Source organism: Ruegeria sp. YTSC325 (assembly GCF_059609525.1).
In genome coordinates this window covers 28,206-47,372 of record NZ_JBXWLY010000009.1, presented here as the reverse complement: position 1 = coordinate 47,372, position 19,167 = coordinate 28,206, and the positions used below count along the sequence as shown (strand labels likewise).

The 19,167-nt window shown below is 55.3% G+C and carries 22 protein-coding genes; 11 read left to right on the top strand and 11 right to left on the bottom strand.

Annotated elements, in window-relative coordinates; all coding sequences use genetic code 11:
• Window positions 1-59 precede the first annotated feature (59 nt).
• From rph to AC2FF7_RS13930, 4 genes are read left to right on the top strand one after another with little or no spacing between them, the layout of a single operon-like run.
• Window positions 60-773: a ribonuclease PH gene (gene rph, locus AC2FF7_RS13945; RefSeq protein ID WP_480868916.1), complete on the top strand. Its 714-nt coding sequence runs from the start codon at window positions 60-62 to the stop codon at window positions 771-773.
• A complete protein-coding gene (gene rdgB, locus AC2FF7_RS13940) occupies window positions 770-1,384 on the top strand; it encodes an RdgB/HAM1 family non-canonical purine NTP pyrophosphatase (RefSeq protein WP_480868914.1) in 615 nt (204 codons plus the stop codon). The genes rph and rdgB overlap by 4 nt, the downstream gene beginning before the upstream one ends.
• On the top strand, window positions 1,374-2,528 hold the full coding sequence (hemW, locus tag AC2FF7_RS13935) for a radical SAM family heme chaperone HemW (protein WP_496905801.1): 1,155 nt from the start codon (window positions 1,374-1,376) through the stop codon (window positions 2,526-2,528). The genes rdgB and hemW overlap by 11 nt, the downstream gene beginning before the upstream one ends.
• A 1-nt stretch (window position 2,529) precedes the next feature.
• A complete protein-coding gene (locus tag AC2FF7_RS13930) occupies window positions 2,530-2,883 on the top strand; it encodes a YbaN family protein (RefSeq protein WP_480868910.1) in 354 nt (117 codons plus the stop codon).
• Here the strand turns inward: AC2FF7_RS13930 and AC2FF7_RS13925 are convergent.
• The 7 genes from AC2FF7_RS13925 to AC2FF7_RS13895 all read right to left on the bottom strand — a co-directional run bounded on the left by AC2FF7_RS13925 (window position 2,873) and on the right by AC2FF7_RS13895 (window position 10,237).
• Window positions 2,873-3,769 carry a ParB/RepB/Spo0J family partition protein gene (locus AC2FF7_RS13925; RefSeq protein ID WP_170355618.1) on the bottom strand — a complete coding sequence of 299 codons (897 nt, stop codon included), beginning with the start codon at window positions 3,767-3,769 and terminating at the stop codon, window positions 2,873-2,875. The two genes, AC2FF7_RS13930 and AC2FF7_RS13925, sit on opposite strands and share 11 nt — an antisense overlap.
• Window positions 3,770-3,788: 19 nt before the next feature.
• On the bottom strand, window positions 3,789-4,592 hold the full coding sequence (locus tag AC2FF7_RS13920; protein ID WP_170355617.1) for a ParA family protein: 804 nt from the start codon (window positions 4,590-4,592) through the stop codon (window positions 3,789-3,791).
• Window positions 4,585-5,199 (bottom strand): 16S rRNA (guanine(527)-N(7))-methyltransferase RsmG, encoded by a 615-nt coding sequence (gene rsmG / locus AC2FF7_RS13915; protein ID WP_480868908.1) that lies wholly within the window; start codon window positions 5,197-5,199, stop codon window positions 4,585-4,587. The genes AC2FF7_RS13920 and rsmG overlap by 8 nt, the downstream gene beginning before the upstream one ends.
• Window positions 5,196-7,064 (bottom strand): tRNA uridine-5-carboxymethylaminomethyl(34) synthesis enzyme MnmG, encoded by a 1,869-nt coding sequence (gene mnmG, locus AC2FF7_RS13910; protein WP_480868906.1) that lies wholly within the window; start codon window positions 7,062-7,064, stop codon window positions 5,196-5,198. The genes rsmG and mnmG overlap by 4 nt, the downstream gene beginning before the upstream one ends.
• A gap of 12 nt (window positions 7,065-7,076) precedes the next feature.
• Window positions 7,077-8,363, bottom strand: coding sequence for a tRNA uridine-5-carboxymethylaminomethyl(34) synthesis GTPase MnmE (mnmE, locus tag AC2FF7_RS13905; RefSeq protein ID WP_170755514.1), 1,287 nt, complete (start codon window positions 8,361-8,363; stop codon window positions 7,077-7,079).
• A gap of 30 nt (window positions 8,364-8,393) precedes the next feature.
• Window positions 8,394-9,665: a transcription termination factor Rho gene (gene rho / locus AC2FF7_RS13900; protein ID WP_170755515.1), complete on the bottom strand. Its 1,272-nt coding sequence runs from the start codon at window positions 9,663-9,665 to the stop codon at window positions 8,394-8,396.
• Window positions 9,666-9,787: 122 nt separating this feature from the next.
• Entirely contained in the window at window positions 9,788-10,237 is a 450-nt protein-coding gene (locus AC2FF7_RS13895) for a CopD family protein (protein WP_170355612.1), read from the bottom strand.
• Between the two features lie 404 nt (window positions 10,238-10,641).
• On the opposite strand from AC2FF7_RS13895, the gene AC2FF7_RS13890 reads away from it, so the two are divergent.
• Genes AC2FF7_RS13890 through dnaQ form a run of 4 tightly spaced genes read left to right on the top strand, consistent with a single transcriptional unit; the run spans window position 10,642 to window position 13,376 of the window.
• Window positions 10,642-11,241 (top strand): Maf family protein, encoded by a 600-nt coding sequence (locus AC2FF7_RS13890; protein WP_480868903.1) that lies wholly within the window; start codon window positions 10,642-10,644, stop codon window positions 11,239-11,241.
• Window positions 11,238-12,071, top strand: coding sequence for a shikimate dehydrogenase (locus AC2FF7_RS13885; RefSeq protein ID WP_480868901.1), 834 nt, complete (start codon window positions 11,238-11,240; stop codon window positions 12,069-12,071). Before AC2FF7_RS13890 ends, AC2FF7_RS13885 begins: the two co-directional genes overlap by 4 nt.
• Window positions 12,068-12,661 (top strand): dephospho-CoA kinase, encoded by a 594-nt coding sequence (gene coaE / locus AC2FF7_RS13880; RefSeq protein WP_480868899.1) that lies wholly within the window; start codon window positions 12,068-12,070, stop codon window positions 12,659-12,661. The genes AC2FF7_RS13885 and coaE overlap by 4 nt, the downstream gene beginning before the upstream one ends.
• Entirely contained in the window at window positions 12,654-13,376 is a 723-nt protein-coding gene (gene dnaQ, locus AC2FF7_RS13875; RefSeq protein WP_480868897.1) for a DNA polymerase III subunit epsilon, read from the top strand. The genes coaE and dnaQ overlap by 8 nt, the downstream gene beginning before the upstream one ends.
• 27 nt (window positions 13,377-13,403) lie before the next feature.
• Here the strand turns inward: dnaQ and secB are convergent, their stop codons facing one another.
• Entirely contained in the window at window positions 13,404-13,904 is a 501-nt protein-coding gene (gene secB, locus AC2FF7_RS13870) for a protein-export chaperone SecB (RefSeq protein WP_170355607.1), read from the bottom strand.
• A gap of 64 nt (window positions 13,905-13,968) precedes the next feature.
• Complete coding sequence (locus AC2FF7_RS13865; RefSeq protein ID WP_480868894.1) at window positions 13,969-14,457, bottom strand: FxsA family protein; 489 nt, start codon at window positions 14,455-14,457, stop codon at window positions 13,969-13,971.
• Window positions 14,458-14,565: 108 nt separating this feature from the next.
• Between AC2FF7_RS13865 and AC2FF7_RS13860 the strand changes: the two genes are divergently transcribed.
• From AC2FF7_RS13860 to AC2FF7_RS13850, 3 genes are read left to right on the top strand one after another with little or no spacing between them, the layout of a single operon-like run.
• Window positions 14,566-15,225: a Tim44/TimA family putative adaptor protein gene (locus AC2FF7_RS13860; RefSeq protein ID WP_170355605.1), complete on the top strand. Its 660-nt coding sequence runs from the start codon at window positions 14,566-14,568 to the stop codon at window positions 15,223-15,225.
• Window positions 15,222-16,256, top strand: a complete 1,035-nt coding sequence (gene mltA, locus AC2FF7_RS13855) for a murein transglycosylase A (RefSeq protein WP_480868892.1) — start codon at window positions 15,222-15,224, stop codon at window positions 16,254-16,256. Before AC2FF7_RS13860 ends, mltA begins: the two co-directional genes overlap by 4 nt.
• Window positions 16,256-16,843, top strand: coding sequence for a Smr/MutS family protein (locus AC2FF7_RS13850; RefSeq protein WP_170755523.1), 588 nt, complete (start codon window positions 16,256-16,258; stop codon window positions 16,841-16,843). The genes mltA and AC2FF7_RS13850 overlap by 1 nt, the downstream gene beginning before the upstream one ends.
• On the opposite strand, the gene AC2FF7_RS13845 is transcribed toward AC2FF7_RS13850, so the two are convergent.
• Both AC2FF7_RS13845 and AC2FF7_RS13840 read right to left on the bottom strand, forming a co-directional pair.
• A complete protein-coding gene (locus AC2FF7_RS13845; RefSeq protein ID WP_480868889.1) occupies window positions 16,840-18,060 on the bottom strand; it encodes an MFS transporter in 1,221 nt (406 codons plus the stop codon). The two genes, AC2FF7_RS13850 and AC2FF7_RS13845, sit on opposite strands and share 4 nt — an antisense overlap.
• On the bottom strand, window positions 18,057-19,154 hold the full coding sequence (locus AC2FF7_RS13840) for an alpha/beta hydrolase (protein ID WP_209196010.1): 1,098 nt from the start codon (window positions 19,152-19,154) through the stop codon (window positions 18,057-18,059). Before AC2FF7_RS13840 ends, AC2FF7_RS13845 begins: the two co-directional genes overlap by 4 nt.
• Window positions 19,155-19,167 lie beyond the last annotated feature (13 nt).

Below are 19,167 nucleotides of genomic sequence, written 5' to 3'. Positions count from 1 at the left end.
GGGGTTGCATCGTAACGCCACGGGGCGGTATCCCAAAGCCAGCAAACAAAGGAAATTCCATGCGACCCTCAGGACGTAATCTAGACGAAATGCGCGCTGTTTCCATCGAGACAGGTTTCACCAAACATGCCGAAGGGTCTTGCCTGATCAAGATGGGCGACACCCATGTGCTGTGTACCGCCACAATCGAGGATCGCGTGCCGCCATTCATCAAAGGCTCGGGCCTGGGTTGGGTAACGGCGGAATACGGGATGCTGCCCCGCGCGACCAACACCCGGATGCGGCGCGAGGCGGCCTCGGGCAAGCAAGGTGGCCGCACCGTGGAAATCCAACGCCTGATTGGCCGCGCCTTGCGCGCCGGTGTGGACCGGGTTGCCTTGGGAGAACGTCAGATCACAGTCGACTGCGATGTGATCCAGGCCGATGGCGGCACCCGCTGCGCCTCAATCACCGGCGGTTGGGTTGCGCTTCGTCTGGCGGTGAACAAGCTGATGAAGGCGGGCGATGTGATCAGCGATCCGCTGGTCGATCCGGTCGCCGCCGTGTCTTGTGGTATCTATGCCGGTCAACCCGTGTTGGATCTGGACTACCCCGAAGACAGCGAGGCTGGTGTTGACGGCAACTTTATAATGACCGGTACGGGCAAGCTGATCGAAGTGCAGATGAGCGCCGAAGGCTCGGTCTTTAGTCGCGCGCAGATGGATCAGTTGATGGATCTGGCGGAAAAAGGAGTGGGCGAACTGGCCGCCGCACAAAAGGCCGCCACCGCATGACCCGCAAGTTCGACAGCGACAGGCTGCTGGTTGCCACTCATAACAAAGGCAAGCTTGAGGAGATGGCGCATCTGCTTGAGCCCTTTGGTGTGACCGTGATCGGTGCGGGCGACATGAACCTGCCCGAACCGGAAGAGACCGAGGATACCTTCGTCGGCAACGCCCGGATCAAGGCACATGCCGCCGCACAAGCAACCGGCCTGCCTGCCCTGTCGGACGATTCTGGGATCACCATCGACGCGCTGAACGGCGCACCCGGCGTCTACACTGCCGATTGGGCCGAAACCGGCAATGGCCGGGATTTCCTGATGGCGATGACCCGCGCTCATAATGAGTTGGAAGCCAAAAACGCCCCCCACCCGCGTACTGCGCAGTTCCGCAGCACGCTGGTGCTGGCCTGGCCCGACGGTCATGACGAAGTGTTCGAGGGCATCGCCCCCGGCCATCTGGTCTGGCCCATTCGTGGCGAAGGCGGTTTTGGCTATGACCCGATGTTTGTCCCCGACGGCTATGACATTACCTTTGCCGAGATGGATCGCTGGGAAAAGAACAAGATCAGCCATCGCGGCCACGCGGTGGAGATGTTCGTGAAGGGCTGCTTTGGCGGATGATTGGCGCAACGGGGGCTTTGGCCTGTATGTGCATTGGCCCTTTTGCGAGGCCAAATGCCCATATTGTGATTTCAACAGCCACGTTTCCAGTAATATTGTTCAAAAACAATGGCTTGAGGCGTATCTGACCGAGTTGCATCGCTCGGCCACAGAAACGCCCAATCGCGTCCTGAACACGATCTTCTTCGGTGGCGGCACCCCATCTCTGATGGACCCCGACACAGTCGCAGCTGTGATTGATGAGGCCCGCGCCCTGTGGCGCCCCGCCAATGACATGGAAATCACGCTTGAGGCCAATCCCGGCTCGGTCGAGGCTGGGCGCTTCGCTGCCTATCGTGATGCCGGCGTGAACCGGATCTCAATGGGGGTACAAGCGCTGAACGATGAAGATCTGCGTCGTCTGGGCCGTATCCACACAGTGGCCGAAGCACACGCCGCCTTTGATATCGCACGGAATTGCTTTGAGCGTGTCAGTTTCGATCTGATCTATGCCCGCCAGCATCAAACGTTGGACGATTGGCGCGCGGAACTAACCGAAGCCCTGTCGATGGCCGTTGATCATCTGTCACTGTACCAACTGACGATCGAGGAAGGCACCGCCTTTGGCGACCGTTACGCGGTGGGCAAACTGCGCGGCCTGCCCGAGGATGACCACGCCGCTGACATGTACCTCGCCACGCAGGAGATTTGTGAGGCCCACGGCCTGCCCGCCTATGAGGTTTCGAACCACGCCCGACCGGGGTCAGAGTCGCAACACAATCTGATTTACTGGCGTTATGGCGATTATGTCGGCATCGGCCCCGGAGCACACGGACGAGTAACCGCAAACGGAACAAAATGGGCCACCGAAACATACCTATCGCCGAATGCGTGGCTGAAAGCTGCATCTGCGGGATCAGGTGAGAAGGAGCGAGCTGCCTTAACTCTGCAAGATCAGGCAAGTGAATACCTTATGATGGGGATTAGGATTGACGAAGGACTAGATATTGATCGATTTGGTGCTCTGTCCAAGCAACCTCTGCCACAAGAGAAACTGCACCATCTCTGCGAACTAGGGATGATCGAACTGCATGATAACCGGCTTCGCGCAACCAAAGAGGGACGCGCAGTTCTAAACGCCGTCATTCGAGAATTGTTGGGGTAACATGCAGTATCTCTGGGCAGCTTTGGGTTTGATTAGCGTCGCGCTTGCCGTGATCGGCATTGTGCTGCCCCTTCTGCCCACGGTGCCGTTCCTACTGTTGGCGGCGTTCTTCTTCGCGCGCTCGTCTTCACGCCTGCACCACTGGCTAATCACGCATCGTACGTTTGGACCATTAATCCAGGATTGGCAGAGCTCTGGCGCCATTCGACCCGCCGCAAAAAGAGCGGCCACCGTGTCGATCGCTGCCGTCTTTGGAATTTCTGTTCTGATCGCGGTGCCCATCTACGTATTGGCAATTCAAGCCGTCGTTCTTGGCGGTGTGCTAACTTTTATTTGGACCCGGCCTAACGACTAAGTTTGGCACACAGATCGTCCAACTGATCCAGATTCTCATATGTCAAAACAACCTGTCCCGTCTCGGTTCCGGCTTTATGATTGATGACAACCTTCATTGCGAGAATTGCAGACAGGTCTTTTTCAAGCGCACGCGTATCGGCGTCTTTGCCCGCGTCCAAATTCCGTGATCGTGGTGCAGATTTTTCAGCCTCGGGTTGATGCTGCTTTTTTACCAAAGCCTCAGTTGCACGCACCGAAAGACCATCTCGAATGACGGTTTTGGCCAGATCGGTCGGGTTTTCAGCCGTCACCAAAGCCCGCGCATGTCCGCCAGAAAGCTTCCCCTCAACGACGAAATGCTGAACGTCCATTGGCAAAGACAAAAGTCTCAAAAGATTCGCTATATGACTGCGGCTTTTACCCAGTGCTTCGGCGAGTTTCTCCTGCGTATGACCAAAGCGATCCATAAGCTGTTTGTAGCCCGCCGCCTCTTCTACTGCGTTCAAGTCGGCGCGCTGGATGTTTTCGATAATAGCGACTTCCAGAACCTCAGTGTCGTCGAAATCCCGGACGATCACCGGTATATTGTGCAATTGCGCCATCTGAGCAGCGCGCCATCGACGTTCGCCCGCGACGATTTCATAGTCCCCTTCAGAGATCTCGCGTACGATCAGCGGCTGAATGATGCCCTTTTCTTTGACTGAAGCCGCAAGTTCATCCAGTTGCTCGCGCGAGAATGTTCTGCGTGGCTGATTAGGATTCGCGTGCAGTTTTTCGATTGGTACCGTCATGTCCGGACGACGCGGTTCGGATACAGAGCGACCTTCGGGTTCTTGCGTCACATCAGCCATCAAAGCGGACAATCCGCGGCCCAAACCTCGGGGTTTTGCTTTCTTTGCGGCCACGTGACCCTCCTTTTACCGCTTATGCAGCGGCTTTTTTGTTTTTATGAATGACTTCCCGTGCCAAATGACGGTATGCCATCGCCCCTAAAGAGCCGGAGTCATATTGCAATACAGGCAACGCATAAGACGGAGCCTCACTCACCCGAACATTTCTAGGTATCTTGGTTTTAAATACCATCTCACCCAGATTGTCACGCGCGTCCTTTTCGACCTGCCGGGACAAGTTGTTGCGGTTGTCATACATGGTCAACACAACACCTTCGATTCTGAGGTCGGGATTCGCCGTTTGTCGTACCTCTCGGATCGTCAACATCAGTTGTGATAAACCTTCCAAGGCGAAAAACTCGCTTTGCAAAGGAACAAGGACAGAATGCGAAGCCACCATAGCATTCACAGTCAGCAAGTTCAGTGACGGTGGGCAGTCGATCAGCACAAAATCAAATTCAAACTTGTCGATCGCCGTTTGTCGCAACGCGTCGTGCAACAGATAGCTGCGCTTCTCGTTTGAAATAAGCTCAATATCCGCCGAACTCAGATCCACTGTGGCCGGAATGACGTAGAGTCCGCCAATTTCTGTCTCTTGGATAACTGCCTCTAGCGGAGCGTCATCCAGAATAAGGTCGTAAGTTGTCCAATCCCGGTCTTCAACACCAAGCCCGGTTGAGGCGTTGCCTTGGGGATCCAGATCGACAACCAGGACATTACACCCAGCTTCGGCTAGTCCCGCTGCGAGGTTGATCGCAGTTGTTGTCTTCCCTACCCCACCTTTTTGATTGGCAACCGCAATAATTCTGGGGCCGGTGGGGCGAGACAGGTCAACCACGTGAAACTCCTTTGATCTTAAGGATAACGGCTTGGGGTTCTGTTAAACTTGTAATCGGGTCGGCTTGGAAATTCCATTCTTCCCGAGCGTCGTCCAATTCTTTTTTCCAGTTTGCGCCTTTCGGCAACAACGCCACGCCGGACTCGCTTAAATGCCTGTCACAATAGGATAAAAGCGTCTTCAGATCCGCTAGTGCACGGGCTGACAAGACTTGCGCATTCAATGGTCCAACTGTTTCAATTCGCTTAGATATGATCTTGCAATTGGCACCACATTCGCGCGCAACATTCCTTAGAAACGCCGATTTCCTTTGATCGCTTTCGACAAAAGTAAACTCTGCATTTGGGTTCTCTTCTACCGCCATCAAAGCGCAGACCATACCCGGAAAACCTCCTCCGCTACCCAAGTCAGCCCAGTTGTCGAAGGTCTCTGCACACCGATAAACCTGAACCGAGTCCTTGATGTGCCGAACCCAAATTTCATTAAGACTGTTGCGAGAGACAAGATTTATTTTGGGATTCCAGCGATTTACCAAGTCAACGTATGTCGTCAGCCGTTCCAATGTTTCACGTGAAACATCCAGACCTTCGAAAATCACCCCGATCATGCTTTTCGCACCTTTTGGTCCCGCCGAAGTTTCGCTAAGACCAAAGTCAAAGCTGCGGGCGTTACGCCTTCTACGCGTCCGGCCTGAGCGATATTTTCAGGTCTGGCAATGGATAGTTTCTGCTTCATCTCAGAAGACAGCCCTTCCAAAGCAAAAAAGTCAAAATCCTGCGGAATTTCGTAAGACTCATCCCGCTTCATCGCCTCAACATCTTTTTTCTGACGTTCGATATAATTCGCATACAAGGCGTCGCGCTCTACCTGAAGGCGTATGTCTTGGTCGACGGCCTCCAAAGCAGGAATTAATGGAAGTAAATCTTCGAACGACACATCTGGGAATGCTAGAACGGCCATACCATACCTGCGGTTACCGTCTTGGTTTACATTGATACCAGCAGATCGGATTTCCTTTGGCGTAAAACTGCGTTCAATCAACTTAGCCTTTGCAGCGCTAAGCTTTTCCATCTTTTCATAAAACGAGTTTCTGCGAACAGATTTCACACAGCCTAAATCCAAACCAATCGGTGTTAAACGTTGATCGGCATTGTCAGCACGCAAAGACAAGCGGAATTCAGCCCGAGAAGTAAACATTCGATACGGTTCAGCAACGCCACGAGTTGTCAGGTCATCTATCATAACGCCGATATAACTGTCTGAACGTGTGAAATGGACGGGACCCCTATCAAATGCCAACAAAGCAGCATTTAAACCCGCAACCAATCCTTGGGCCGCGGCTTCTTCGTAACCTGTTGTTCCATTGATTTGCCCGGCAAGGAAAAGTCCAGGCACCTCTGGAAGTGCCAATGATGACGTCAGTACACGCGGATCGACGTAGTCATATTCAATTGCGTACCCAGGTTGAAGAATCTCTGCGTTTTCTAGGCCCCTAATCGACCGAACATATTCCAATTGAACATCTTCGGGCAAAGAGGTGGAGATTCCGTTGGGATAGATTGTGTGGTCATTCACACCCTCGGGCTCAAGGAAAATTTGATGAGAGTCCTTGTCTGCAAACCTAACAATCTTGTCTTCTATAGATGGACAATACCGAGGACCAATCCCGTCAATGTGGCCACCATACATCGCTGATCGCGACAGGTTTTGCTCGATAATCTCATGCGTTCGTGAGTTGGTATGTGTTATGCCGCAGGAAATCTGAGGCGCTTGGACAGTCTTAGATAAAAATGAGAATAACGTCGGAACGTCATCACCGTCCTGACGCTCTAGACCAGACCAATCAATGGTGCGGCCATCAAGCCGCGGGGGCGTTCCAGTCTTGAGCCGACCTAATGGAAGTTCGAAGCTATCCAGTCTCTCGGCCAGTTTAACCGATGGTCTATCACCCATTCGGCCACCAGGTCTAGAAACATCACCTATATGAATGATTCCCCGCAGGAACGTACCCGAGGTCAAGATCACTGCAGCGGCGCTTAATTCGGACTCATCCGAGAGCTTTATGCCGACAACCTTGTTGCCAGACATCAGAAAGTCAACGACTTCACCAATAACTACGGTGAGGTTCTGTTGTGCTTGTGTTTCTTTCTGCATTGCAGATCGGTACAAAGCTCGGTCTGCTTGTGTTCTGGGCCCTTGCACCGCTGGGCCTTTTCGGCGATTCAGCAAACGAAACTGAATTCCTGCCGCATCGGCGACCCGGCCCATGACGCCATCCAACGCGTCGATTTCTCGAACAAGATGCCCTTTACCTAGACCTCCAATAGCTGGGTTGCAGGACATGACGCCAATATCTGACGCAGAAAGGGTCACCAGTGCAGTGTTGGCACCCATCCGTGCCGCAGCATGAGCAGCCTCGGTTCCTGCGTGGCCTGCACCAATAACTACAACATCGAAATCTGAATGTTTCACGTGAAACACTCCTTACTTACCCAGGCAAAAACTTGAAAAGATCTCGTCCAACAAATCTTCCACGCCTATTCTGCCAACCAACGCCTCGAGCGCCCGAATTGAACTGCGCAACTCCTCAGCCACGATATCATACATGTCGGGGCCTGATTCAAGAAACGACATCGCAGCGATCAAGGAGGTCTGAGCATTTACCAGCGCAACACGATGCCGTTCCCGTGTTGCAATACCAGAACTAGTGGTTCGTTGACCAAGTACCCCCGATATATCGGATACTAGTCTATCCACGCCCTGACCTGTTATCCCCGATACTCCACCATCTGATACACTGCGAAGATCAGATTTCGGCAACACATGGATATCCCCCTTTTGCATAGAGATACCCAATAATTCGGGATCTTCGGCAAGGAAAACTCTAAGATCAGCTGTTTCCGCCCGTTTCCTGGCAAGCTCGATTCCCAGATTTTCAACGTGATCCTCAGTCTCGCGAAGGCCCGCTGTATCCAGCAAGGTAACCGGAAGCCCATCCAAGTCCATCCTTACTTCAATGACGTCTCGGGTAGTTCCGGCGTATTCGGAAGTGATTGCCGCTTCACGCCCTGCCAATGCGTTAAGCAAAGTCGACTTACCTGCATTTGGAAGACCTACTATAGCCACTTCAAAACCAGATCTGATGCGTTCAGCAATCCGGACACCTTCGGCTTGATACTGCAAGTCCGTAACAACACCCGAGATCAAAGAGCGGACCTCAGGAGTTACATCTGTTGGAACCTCTTCGTCGGCAAAATCGATCACGGCCTCCAACAATGAGGCCGCTCTGATCAAATCACGACGCCATCTTTCCGCAAGCGTTCCTAGTCCACCTGCAAGTATTACCTGCGCCTGCTTGCGCTGCGCTTCTGTTTCCGCATCTATGAGATCGGCCAACCCCTCGACCTGGGTCAGATCCATCTTACCATTCTCAAGCGCGCGGCGGGTGAATTCTCCGGGTTCTGCCAGGCGCAGACCGTTCGTATCCGACAGGCAACGCATGACGGCATTCACCGCGGCTGTACTGCCATGTATTTGTAGCTCTGCCACGTCCTCGCCAGTGAAACTGGCTGGTGCCTGAAATGTCAAAACCAGCCCATCATCCAGACGTGACCCATCTGGTGTCCGCAAGGTCCGCAACTTCATCCCGCGCGGCTGTAAATCCCCACCCGTCAAATCTGCCGCTGCAGAATGCGCCATGGGCCCCGAGAGGCGGATCACCGCCACCCCGGCTTTGCCTTGCGCGCTGGCCAAGGCGAATATCGTATCCATTCGAAGGCCTCGCGTTGGTTAAGACCTGTGTCAGGTATTCATTGAATCGAAGAACTCGCCATTCGTCTTCGTCTGTTTCAACTTGGACAGCAGGAATTCGATCGCGTCGGTCGTGCCCATCGGGTTGAGGATTCGGCGCAGAACAAATGTCTTGGCCAGATCGCCCTTGTCGACCAGCAAGTCCTCTTTCCGGGTCCCGGATTTGAGGATGTCGATGGCTGGGAACACGCGCTTGTCGGCGATCTTGCGATCCAGCACGATTTCCGAGTTACCGGTGCCTTTGAATTCTTCAAAGATCACCTCGTCCATCCGGCTGCCGGTGTCGATCAGCGCTGTGGCGATGATGGTCAGCGAACCGCCCTCTTCGATGTTCCGGGCCGCACCAAAGAACCGCTTGGGTCGTTGCAGAGCATTCGCATCCACACCACCGGTCAGAACCTTACCCGAAGATGGGACCACAGTGTTAAACGCCCTACCAAGTCTTGTGATCGAATCGAGCAGAATAACAACATCTCGTTTATGCTCGACCAATCGCTTGGCCTTTTCGATCACCATTTCCGACACGGCCACGTGGCGCGTTGCAGGTTCATCAAAGGTCGAAGACACGACCTCACCCTTCACCGAACGCTGCATGTCCGTCACCTCTTCGGGGCGTTCGTCGATCAGCAGGACGATCAGATAGCACTCGGGGTGGTTCTGTTCGATCGAATGCGCGATGTTCTGCAGGATCACCGTCTTACCCGTCCGCGGAGGCGCCACGATCAGTGACCGCTGGCCTTTCCCAATGGGCGACACGAGGTCGATCACACGGGCCGATTTATCCTTGATGGTGGGGTCCTCGATCTCCATCTTCAGGCGCTCATCCGGGTACAGAGGCGTCAGGTTGTCGAACAGAATTTTATGCTTGGCCTTTTCGGGCTCCTCAAAGTTGATCTTGGTCACTTTGATCAGCGCGAAATAACGTTCATTGTCATCCGGCGCTTTGATTTCACCTTCGACGGTGTCGCCAGTGCGCAGCGAATGCTGGCGGATCATATCAGGCGACACATAGATGTCATCCGGACCCGGCAGATAGTTCGCCTCGGGCGAACGCAGGAAACCAAAGCCGTCTTGCAGCACTTCCAGAACGCCGTCGCCGCCCACGGTCCAGCCCTCGTCCGCGCGTTCACGCAGGATCTGGAACATCATCTCGCCCTTACGCATGGTCGAGGCGTTTTCGATCTCCAGCTCTTCGGCCATGGCCAGAAGGTCTTTGGGGCTTTTGGCTTTCAGATCGGCCAGATTCAGAGATTCATTGGACATGATACAAACCTTCACCGCTGACTGTGCGGCACGAAGTGGAATTTCAGTACGGAAGATACGCCGCCCGGACGGGCGTGTTGTGCGTTACATACGCATCCCGGTGGTCCGAGTCAAATGCTCGCTCAGAACTTCAGAACGACCGCCAGAACGATGATCACCATCAAAACGGTCGGAACCTCGTTCATCATGCGATACTGCCGCCCAGTGAGCTTATTTCGCCCCTCTATGAAGTCCTTGCGTCGCGCCATCAGCCAATGATGGAACCAGGTCATCCCGATCACCGCAGCCCCCTTGGCCCAGGGCCAGGCCCAGTCCCAGCCAACAATGCCGGGTGTAAGGACCATGATCAGCCCGCAGACCCACGCCACGATCATCGCCGGACGCATGATCACGCGCAGCAGCTTCTCTTCCATTTCAAAGAAGATCTCCTGCGCTCCGTCTACGGCTTGCGCCTTTTCTACGTGATAGACGAACAAACGGGGCAGGTAGAACAAGCCTGCCATCCAAGAGATCACAGCCATAATATGGACTGACTTCACCCACGGGTAGATTGCGAAAAGGAGGTCGGTCATGCTGGCTCCGAGGGTTGCTCGAAACCCTCCCTAATAAAAAAATAAGAAAAGAAAAAGGAAGATGGTTTTGTAGGGTGAACAATTTCCGTGGATTACTTTTTTACACAAGTGTTTTCCCCAGGTGGATAGAATCCAGCTTGAACAAAACGATTCTGTTGAAGAAAAAAATTATTTATAAAAAACAGTGTTTTAAATAATAATTGAATGTGTACTTCTGGGGATAACTCTTTGGGTAATTAAGGAAATTCGGGTTATACCATTCGACAGACTTATCCTTGTCCCGGATGGACAGGATTTGGGCGAATCGGGGAAGTTTCAGTCGAAAACACCGGGCTTGCGTGTCAACCTGAAAACCATACAAACCATCCTAGAACGCTCAACGATTTGCACACGGGGTTTTCCACATGTCTGTCCCCATCATCCTGGCCTCGGGGTCATCCATTCGCGCGCAGCTTTTGCAGAACGCAGGCGTGCCGTTTACCGTCCAAGTCGCGCGCGTGGACGAAGAGACGATGAAACGCGCCTTGCTGGCCGAGGGTGCCAGCCCGCGCGAAATTGCCGATGCGCTGGCCGAGATGAAGGCGCGCAAGGTCAGTGACAAGAGCCCCGGCGCGATGGTGCTGGGCTGTGACCAAGTGCTGGATTTCGACGGTCAGCTTTTGTCCAAGCCCAAAACGGCCGAAGATGCTTTTGCGCAGCTTAAGGCGATGCGGGGTAAGCGGCACATGTTGTTATCTGCTGCTGTAATCTATCAAGACGGCGAGCCGATCTGGAGGCATGTGGGTCAGGTTCGCCTGCGGATGCGGATGAGCTCGGATGCGTATCTGCGTGACTATATCGACCGCAACTGGGAGAGTATCCGCCATGCGGTCGGGGCCTATAAGCTTGAAGAAGAGGGCGCGCGCTTATTCGCCACCATTGACGGAGATTATTTTAACGTTTTGGGTATGCCTCTATTAGAGCTGCTGAACTACCTGGCTGTCAAAGGGGTGATTGATCAATGAGCAAGACAAAAATTCCTTTGGCTGGGGTGATTGGTCATCCGGTCGCGCATTCGAAGTCGCCTCAGTTACATGGACATTGGCTAAAGACATATGGGCTGCCGGGTCACTACGTGCCGATGGATGTGGCCCCGGAAGATTTGCAGGATGTGTTGCGCGCATTGCCCAAGGCTGGGTTCGTGGGGACAAATGTCACTGTCCCGCATAAAGAAGCTGCGCTGCGACTGGCCGACGAGGTTTCGGACCGGGCACGCAAGATCGGCGCGGCAAATACGCTGGTGTTCCAGAAAGATGGCCGAATTCACGCCGACAATACCGATGGCTACGGGTTTCTTGAGAACCTGCGCAGCGGTGCGCCGGATTGGTCCCCGTCGGGCGGACCTGCGGTTGTGTTCGGGGCTGGCGGTGCCGCGCGGGCGGTGCTTCAGGCTTTGGTTGACGCAGAGGTGCCCGAGATTTTGCTGACCAACCGTACCCGTGAACGGGCCGAGATATTGCGCGATGAATTTGGACCCAGCATCAAGGTTGTCGATTGGGTTCAGGCTGGAAATGTAATCGAGGATGCGGAATTGGTAGTCAACACCAGTTCTTTGGGGATGCAAGGTCAGCCCGAACTGCGTGTGCCGCTGGACGGGTTGCAGCCCGGTGCGGTTGTGACGGATTTGGTTTATGCACCGCTGAAAACGCATTTATTAAAAACCGCCGAAGAGGTCGGCTGCACCACTGTCGATGGCCTAGGCATGTTGCTGCATCAGGCGGTGCCGGGTTTCGAAAGCTGGTTCGGCGTCCGCCCCGAGGTCAATTTGGACCTGCGCGCGGCTGTTTTGTCATGAGTTTCGCGCTGGGCCTGACAGGCTCGATCGGAATGGGCAAAAGCACGACGGCGCAGATGTTTGTCGATGAAGGCTGCGCGCTGTGGGATGCGGATGCGGCCGTACATAGACTCTATTCAAGGGGTGGAGCTGCCGTTGACCCAATGCACGCAGCTTTCCCGACCGCAATCGTTCACGGCGCAGTCAGCCGGGAGGCGTTGAAACAAATCATCGGAAATGACCCGGCTGCGCTGAAAAAGATCGAAGGCATAGTGCACCCTTTGGTCGCTGCAGACCGTGCGTCGTTTCGGGCGAACGCCACGGCGGATATTCTGGTTTTCGACATTCCCTTGCTGTTCGAAACCGGTGGAGACGCTGCGATGGATGCCGTCGCCTGTGTGTCGATCCCAGCCGATGAACAAAAGCGTCGCGTGATGGCGCGCGGTACGATGACCGAGGCGCAGTTTGAACAGATCCGTGCCAAACAGATGCCCAATGAAGAAAAATGCGCTCGGTCGGACTATGTGATCGAGACGGACAGTCTGGACCACGCCCGCGCGCAGGTGCAGGATGTGGTCAGGCAGATACGGGCGGGGCTGGCAGATGCGTGAAATTGTACTGGATACCGAAACCACGGGCTTTGACCCAGAAAGCGGCGACCGGATCGTCGAGATCGGCGCGGTTGAGCTGTGGAACCACATGGCCACGGGCGAGACCTATCATGTCTATATCAACCCCGAACGCGGGATGCCCGAAGAGGCCTTTGGCGTGCATGGTATCGGCCCCGACCTGCTGGATAACCCGCGCCCGCCGGAAAAGGGCGAGGTCACGCTGAAGGATAAGCCGGTTTTCGCAAAGGTCGGTCAGGGGTTTCTGGATTTCGTGCGGGATTCGCGTTTGGTGATCCACAACGCCTCGTTCGACATGAAATTCCTGAACGCCGAACTCAAATGGATGGGTTTGCCGACCCTGCCTATGGCACAGGCACTGGATACTCTGGCCATGGCGCGCAAGAAATTCCCCGGCTCGCCCGCGACTCTGGACGCGCTGTGCCGGCGGTTTAATATCGACAATTCGAACCGAACGCTGCACGGCGCGCTTTTGGATTCAGAGATCCTGGCCGAGGTTTATCTTGAACTTATCGGCGGACGACAGCCGGATTTTGGTCTGTCGACTTCGGTGGCGGCAACAGCAGCCGGGGGTGAGGAATGGCGGCCTACAGCCCGTCCGACGCCGTTGGCCTCAAGGATCACGGAAGAAGAGCGCGCGGCGCATGAAGGTTTTGTTGAAAAACTGGGCGAAAACGCCCTGTGGACCCGCGCCTGAAGGTGTCCCCGGCGCGGGTCAGATTGTTTAGGCTTCTGCTTTCTGCGCCTCGGCCTGACGGCGCATCAGCTCATTCCGGTACAAAGCTACAAAGTCGATATTGTCCAGATTGACCGGCGGATATCCACCGTCGCGTGTTACGTCGCTGACAATACGGCGCAGGAACGGGAACAGCATCCGGGGACATTCGATCATCAGGAAGGGGTGCAGCTGATCCTCGGCCACGCCTTCCACATGGAACAGACCACAATAGTCGATCTCGCACAGGAACAGGACGTCTTCCATCCCCTTGGCTTTGGACTTGAGGTTCAGCTTGACCGAGACCTCATACTGATGCTCGACCTGACGCTTTTTAGCGTCAAGATTGACCTGAACAGAAATCTCGGGCTGCACGTCGCCCGACACACCCTTTTGGGCCATCACGTTTTCAAAAGACAGATCACGAATGAATTGTCCCAGAACGCGCATTTGAATCTGAGGTGCAGCCGGTGCGGCTGCGGTGTTTTCTTTGGCGTCTTCTTCGGCCATGGGTCTACTCCGAAACTAAAATCCGCCATTGCTTAGCAAGTTGGGCGCGGCACCTCAATGCAGGTCACGGGCCATCCACCCATTTCGATGGTTTTGATGGGTCACGACGGGGTTGAACTTCGGTGTATTCCCCATCAATCACGTCATCACCCGATGGGTCGGGGCCACCGCGAAACTGCGCGCCTGTGCCCATCTGAAATTGAGTGATCTGTACTTTTGATTTCAGATATCGAAATACAGCGACGCGAACCCCCGGAATAAGAAGGGCAAATCCGACCGCGTCGGTGAAAAAACCTGGCGTCAGTAACAGTACACCGGACAGCAGGATCATCGCTCCGTGGGCCAATGGCTCGGTCGGATCGTCAAGGTCAGCAAAGGAACGCTGCAGATTTGCCAGCGCCATGCGACCTTGTGTCCTGACCAAAGCAGTACCCATAACAGCGGTCACAACGACAATTGCAAGCGTGGGCCACAGGCCGATCAGACCTCCGACCTGAATGAACAGGGCGATTTCGATGATCGGAACCAGCAAAAATGCCAGAAACAGATACATAAGCGTTATCCTTTACTACAGGTCGGGCAGTAGACTTGTCCCGAACTGTCACCTACATAGTGGCATAAGGCCGCGTATACAAAGCTGCGGTCTGATAAAGAGGATGAAATGAACGAACCGATGATCCAGTTGCTGGTCCTGGCCGGAATTGCCGTTTTCCTGATCCTACGCCTCAAAAGCGTGCTGGGGACGCGTGAGGGTTTTGAGAAGCCCCCCGTTCAACAGCAGCCGGAAGCGCATAAATCGCGCCGAGACTTCGAGGTGATCGAAGGTGGCCCGGATCACGACATTACCGACCACGTCGCCGAAGACAGCGAGCAGGCCCAATCCCTGGCCGCGATGAAAAGGATTGAGCCCGGCTTTTCTGTCAGCGAATTCGTCCAAGGCGCCCGCGGTGCTTATGAGATGATCGTCATGGGGTTCGAAAAGGGCAACCTGGATGAAATCCAGCCCTTCTTGTCCGAAGAAGTGTTTGACACATTTGTTTCGGTGGTCGCCTCTCGCGAAGATCAGGGTCTGACCATCGAGGCCGAGTTTATCGGTGTGCGGGAAACCGCCCTAGCTGATGTGAAGTTCGACAAGGACACTAACGAGGCCGAAATCACAATGCGCTTTGTGGGTGAACTGACCTCGGTCGTGCGGGATCGCGGTGGGGATATCATCGAAGGCAACCCCAACACCGTCAAACGCCAAAAGGACAGCTGGACCTTTGCCCGCGTCATGGGCTCGGACGATCCTAACTGGCTGCTTGTTGCCACGGACGCATGATTGCTGCGCTTCGGTCGCTTTTGCTGGGGGCTGTGATGGCAACCTCTGCCAGCGCCGAGGCGACGCGTTCCATTCTGTCATTTGACGATCTTGATGGCTGGGCCGCCGATGACCACGGTGCGGCCCTTTCAGTTTTCTTGAACACATGTGGTGATCTGGAAGATCCGGACTGGCGCGCCCTGTGTGCTGTCGCCCGCACCTACCAGGCGGATGCTGCACGTTCCTTTTTTGAACTGTTCTTTCGCCCCGTTCTGGTCGAGGACGGCGATGACGCCCTGTTCACGGGGTATTTTGAACCCGAGCTGCATGGCTCTCGCACGCGGACGGAACGGTACAAATACCCGATCTACAAAATGCCCCCCGAGGCACGGGCCGACGGACCTTGGTTGAGCCGCCGCGATATTCTGACAGGCGAGGCTATGAACGGCCGCGGGCTTGAGATCGCATGGGTCGATGACCCGGTCGAGTTGTTTTTTTTGCAGATTCAAGGCTCGGGGCGTATTCGCCTGCCTGATGGCGGTGGATTGCGCGTGGGCTATGGCGGGGCGAACGGCCATCCGTATCGTTCGATCGGGAAAGAGCTGATCCGACAAGGTGCATTGGCTGCGCATCAGGTCAGTGCGCAGATGATCAAATCCTGGGTACGCAAAAACCCCGAGGCTGGTGCCGAACTGCTGTTTCACAACCCCTCTTACGTGTTTTTCCGAGAGGTCACGCGCGTGGCACCCGAGTTTGGGCCGTTGGGCGCAATGAATCGGTCTGTCACGACCATGCGCAGTATTGCCGCTGATCCGGCCTATACTCCGCTGGGCGCACCGGTCTGGGTCGAAAAGGACGGCAAAGATCCTTTGCGCCGCTTGATGATTGCACAGGACACCGGGGCTGCAATCAAAGGCGCGCAGCGGGCAGATATCTTCTTTGGAACCGGGGACGAGGCTGGCCGCGCTGCTGGTCGTCTTAAGGATTCGGGGCGCATGGTCGTTTTGCTGCCAATCCAGCGCGCCTATGCGCTGTTGCCGGATGCATTCTGATGACCCGGCGCAAACTGACCGAGGACGAGATCGAGCTATGGCGCAAAGTTGCCAAACAAGCTGAACGGATGCATCCCGAGTTGCCACAATCCGTACATCCGACCCAACTGCCCAAGCCCAAGCCGACCAAAACGCCCAAAGCGCGGGTCGACCCGTTCGAGCTTGGCCAAACAGCGCCAGCCAAGCCATCGCGAAATTCGCTGCAGCCCTCTGTCACGGATCGGCTGCGGGCTAGCCCGGTACAGATGGACGCCAAGGCATTTGGTCGCATGAAGCGGGGCAAGATCAAGCCAGAGGGCAAGCTGGACCTTCATGGAATGCGCATGGACACGGCCCATCCTGCCCTTGTCCGATTTGTGCTGACCGCGCAGGCACAGGGCAAACGGCTGGTTCTGGTGGTGACCGGTAAAGGCAAGGATCGGGATGAACCCGGTCCCATTCCCACCCCGCGCGGCGTTCTACGCAATCAAGTGCCGCATTGGCTGTCGATCCCGCCGCTGGCGCAGGCGGTTTTGCAGGTTACTCCTGCGCATATCAGTCATGGCGGTGATGGCGCGTATTACGTCTATCTGCGACGCACGCGCTAAAACCAGCGAACAGCGCGTGTAATTCCGATCCAGACCAACGCGCTAACGGCAATAAAGAAAACACCGATCCATAAGAACTGATTGTCCAGTGCCATACCTTGGTCAATCAGAACTCCTGTCAAACCGGGACCGATTGCTGAACCCAATACCATGACCGCCGTGGCCATCGCCTTGATCGCACCAATATGGCGGGTTCCATAAAACTCGGCCCAAAAAGCGCTGGGCAGGGTACTGTTTGCCCCGACGGTCAGGGCCAGAAAGATCAATGCCAGTGCCGCTCCTCCCAGTGTATCTGTGGCCGAGACGATCATGAAACCAATTGCCATAGGTAATTGGTAAAACGGCATAATCCGCGCAGTGCCCCATTTGTCCAAAGCCCAACCCGCTGCAAACATCGAAAGCAGCGAAACCCCGGTATAGACCGGAAACAGGGCCACCAGTTCAATATGTTGCCAGTCTTTGATTTCAGCCAGGTGCACTTGATGAAAGAAGAACGCAGTGATGAAGGCGGATGGTCCCAGTGTTGCAGGGGTCATGAACCAGAAAAGCGGGTTCAGGAGTGCTTGCCTCCGGGTCCAGTGGCGCCCTTGCATACCGACAGAGGAATATTCGGTGGCAAGGCTTTGCGGGGTTCGTTCTTTCCGCAGCAGAAGCAGTAGGACCGGGATTCCCAAAACCACTACTCCGGCGGACATCACCCAAAGCACTCGCCAGTCTAAAAACACCATCGCGGCCACAAAGATCACTGGCAGCAATGCTTCGCCCACTGCGAACCCGACCGAGGCGATTGACAACGCCTTGCCCCGCGTCGCGGTGAACCAGCGCGCCATTGCGACCATGGCCAGATGGATGCTCAAGCCTTGACCAAACAAGCGCAGCAAAAAAATTATGACCGGCAACAGGAACAACAGGCTATTGAGCGCCATGGCCAACGCCGCCAGCGCCAAACCGCCCAGAACTGCAGGCCCCAGCACACGCACACGGAAGATATCCGTCAAACCTCCGGCCCAGATCATGACGACAGCGGAAACTGTGGTGCCCAGCGAATACAACCCACCCCACGCTCCATGGCTCAGCCCATAGGCGGTACGAATCTCGCCCGAAAAAACCGAAATGAAAAAGGTCTGACCGAAACTGGACAGGAATGTCAGCACCACTCCCGCACCCAACCACGCCCCGTTGTCACGTAGAAACCGGGCAGCCTGAAACTGCGTCACGGAGAGCTGACCTGCGCTTGTCCTGTTTCGGTCAGAACGATCTCGGTCGCGCCGGTCGGGTTGCGGACGCTTGCTGGGGCAATCACGTCGATGCCCCGCTGTTCGGTGCCAAATGTATTGCTGACCCGGCGGGCCGACCCGATGATCGCAAGCAATGCAGGCGAGGTTGCAGCCACGAAATGCGAGGATTCTGCGTCGTCATTAAAGGCCGTCGTGTCCAGAATGCTGATCTTGTACTCGGCCAGCGCGTCGGTCGAGCTGATATTACCCAGCCGTTCGCCCTTGGTGGTGCCGCGCAGCCGGGCCGAGATGCTCAGCAGCTTGTCCTTTTGTGAAACGATGACGATGAAGGGGTCAGGCGGGGTCTTGATGACGTCCATCTGGGACCGGAACAGATCCACATCCAGATCCGGCGCGATCAGAACAACCCCCTCGATGTTGCGCTTGGACCATCCGGGTTCGCGCAGCTCGGCCTGTCGCATCATCTCCATCGTCAGGGCGGTGCCCATGGAATGCGCCACCAGAACAACGCGTTTGACACCCATGGATTTCAGGTGGCGGACGGTTTTTTCCAGCCCGTCGCGGGCAAACAGCATACTGTCCAGATCATAGGCATAGCCATATCCCGTGGCCTGACTGGGCCAGGAATAGACCATTGTCGCGCCGGGGATGTTCAGATCGTGACTAAGCTGAGCGGCACGAAAGGCGGTTTCTGCCTGGGTGGTGTTGTACCCATGAATAAATATCGACACCTCATCTGCGCCTTTGAGGCGTGATTTCATGTCTTTGGGCCCTTGCAATTCCTCGACCCCGGCCATGACAAACTGTTTTTCAGGGTTTGGATTGGCGTAAGAAAAATCCAGCGTTCCCGGCGTGTGGTTGGGCGGGATAGAGACCGTCATTTCCAGAAATTGCAGTGTCTCACCGCGTTTGAACCCATATGATCCATCCACTTCACGCGCGCGGGTGGTGGTGGCAAAAATGGTCTCGGCCGTGCCGACGCTCAGCGCAGATGGCACAGTTTTGGACACGGTGCGATCCACGCAGGCGGTCAGAGACGTCGCGGTCAGTATAATCAGAAGGTAACGCAGCACGGGGAACGGCCCT

Excerpts from the sequence above, each read along its gene's own strand:
- rph (WP_480868916.1), top strand. The coding sequence starts at position 60 with ATGCGACCCTCAGGACGTAATCTAGACGAAATGCGCGCTGTTTCCATC.
- rdgB (WP_480868914.1), top strand. The coding sequence starts at position 770 with ATGACCCGCAAGTTCGACAGCGACAGGCTGCTGGTTGCCACTCATAAC.
- AC2FF7_RS13930 (WP_480868910.1), top strand. The coding sequence starts at position 2,530 with ATGCAGTATCTCTGGGCAGCTTTGGGTTTGATTAGCGTCGCGCTTGCC.
- rsmG (WP_480868908.1), bottom strand. The coding sequence starts at position 5,199 with ATGATCGGGGTGATTTTCGAAGGTCTGGATGTTTCACGTGAAACATTG.
- mnmE (WP_170755514.1), bottom strand. The coding sequence starts at position 8,363 with ATGGATACGATATTCGCCTTGGCCAGCGCGCAAGGCAAAGCCGGGGTG.
- rho (WP_170755515.1), bottom strand. The coding sequence starts at position 9,665 with ATGTCCAATGAATCTCTGAATCTGGCCGATCTGAAAGCCAAAAGCCCC.
- AC2FF7_RS13895 (WP_170355612.1), bottom strand. The coding sequence starts at position 10,237 with ATGACCGACCTCCTTTTCGCAATCTACCCGTGGGTGAAGTCAGTCCAT.
- AC2FF7_RS13890 (WP_480868903.1), top strand. The coding sequence starts at position 10,642 with ATGTCTGTCCCCATCATCCTGGCCTCGGGGTCATCCATTCGCGCGCAG.
- AC2FF7_RS13885 (WP_480868901.1), top strand. The coding sequence starts at position 11,238 with ATGAGCAAGACAAAAATTCCTTTGGCTGGGGTGATTGGTCATCCGGTC.
- coaE (WP_480868899.1), top strand. The coding sequence starts at position 12,068 with ATGAGTTTCGCGCTGGGCCTGACAGGCTCGATCGGAATGGGCAAAAGC.
- dnaQ (WP_480868897.1), top strand. The coding sequence starts at position 12,654 with ATGCGTGAAATTGTACTGGATACCGAAACCACGGGCTTTGACCCAGAA.
- secB (WP_170355607.1), bottom strand. The coding sequence starts at position 13,904 with ATGGCCGAAGAAGACGCCAAAGAAAACACCGCAGCCGCACCGGCTGCA.
- AC2FF7_RS13865 (WP_480868894.1), bottom strand. The coding sequence starts at position 14,457 with ATGTATCTGTTTCTGGCATTTTTGCTGGTTCCGATCATCGAAATCGCC.
- AC2FF7_RS13860 (WP_170355605.1), top strand. The coding sequence starts at position 14,566 with ATGAACGAACCGATGATCCAGTTGCTGGTCCTGGCCGGAATTGCCGTT.
- mltA (WP_480868892.1), top strand. The coding sequence starts at position 15,222 with ATGATTGCTGCGCTTCGGTCGCTTTTGCTGGGGGCTGTGATGGCAACC.
- AC2FF7_RS13850 (WP_170755523.1), top strand. The coding sequence starts at position 16,256 with ATGACCCGGCGCAAACTGACCGAGGACGAGATCGAGCTATGGCGCAAA.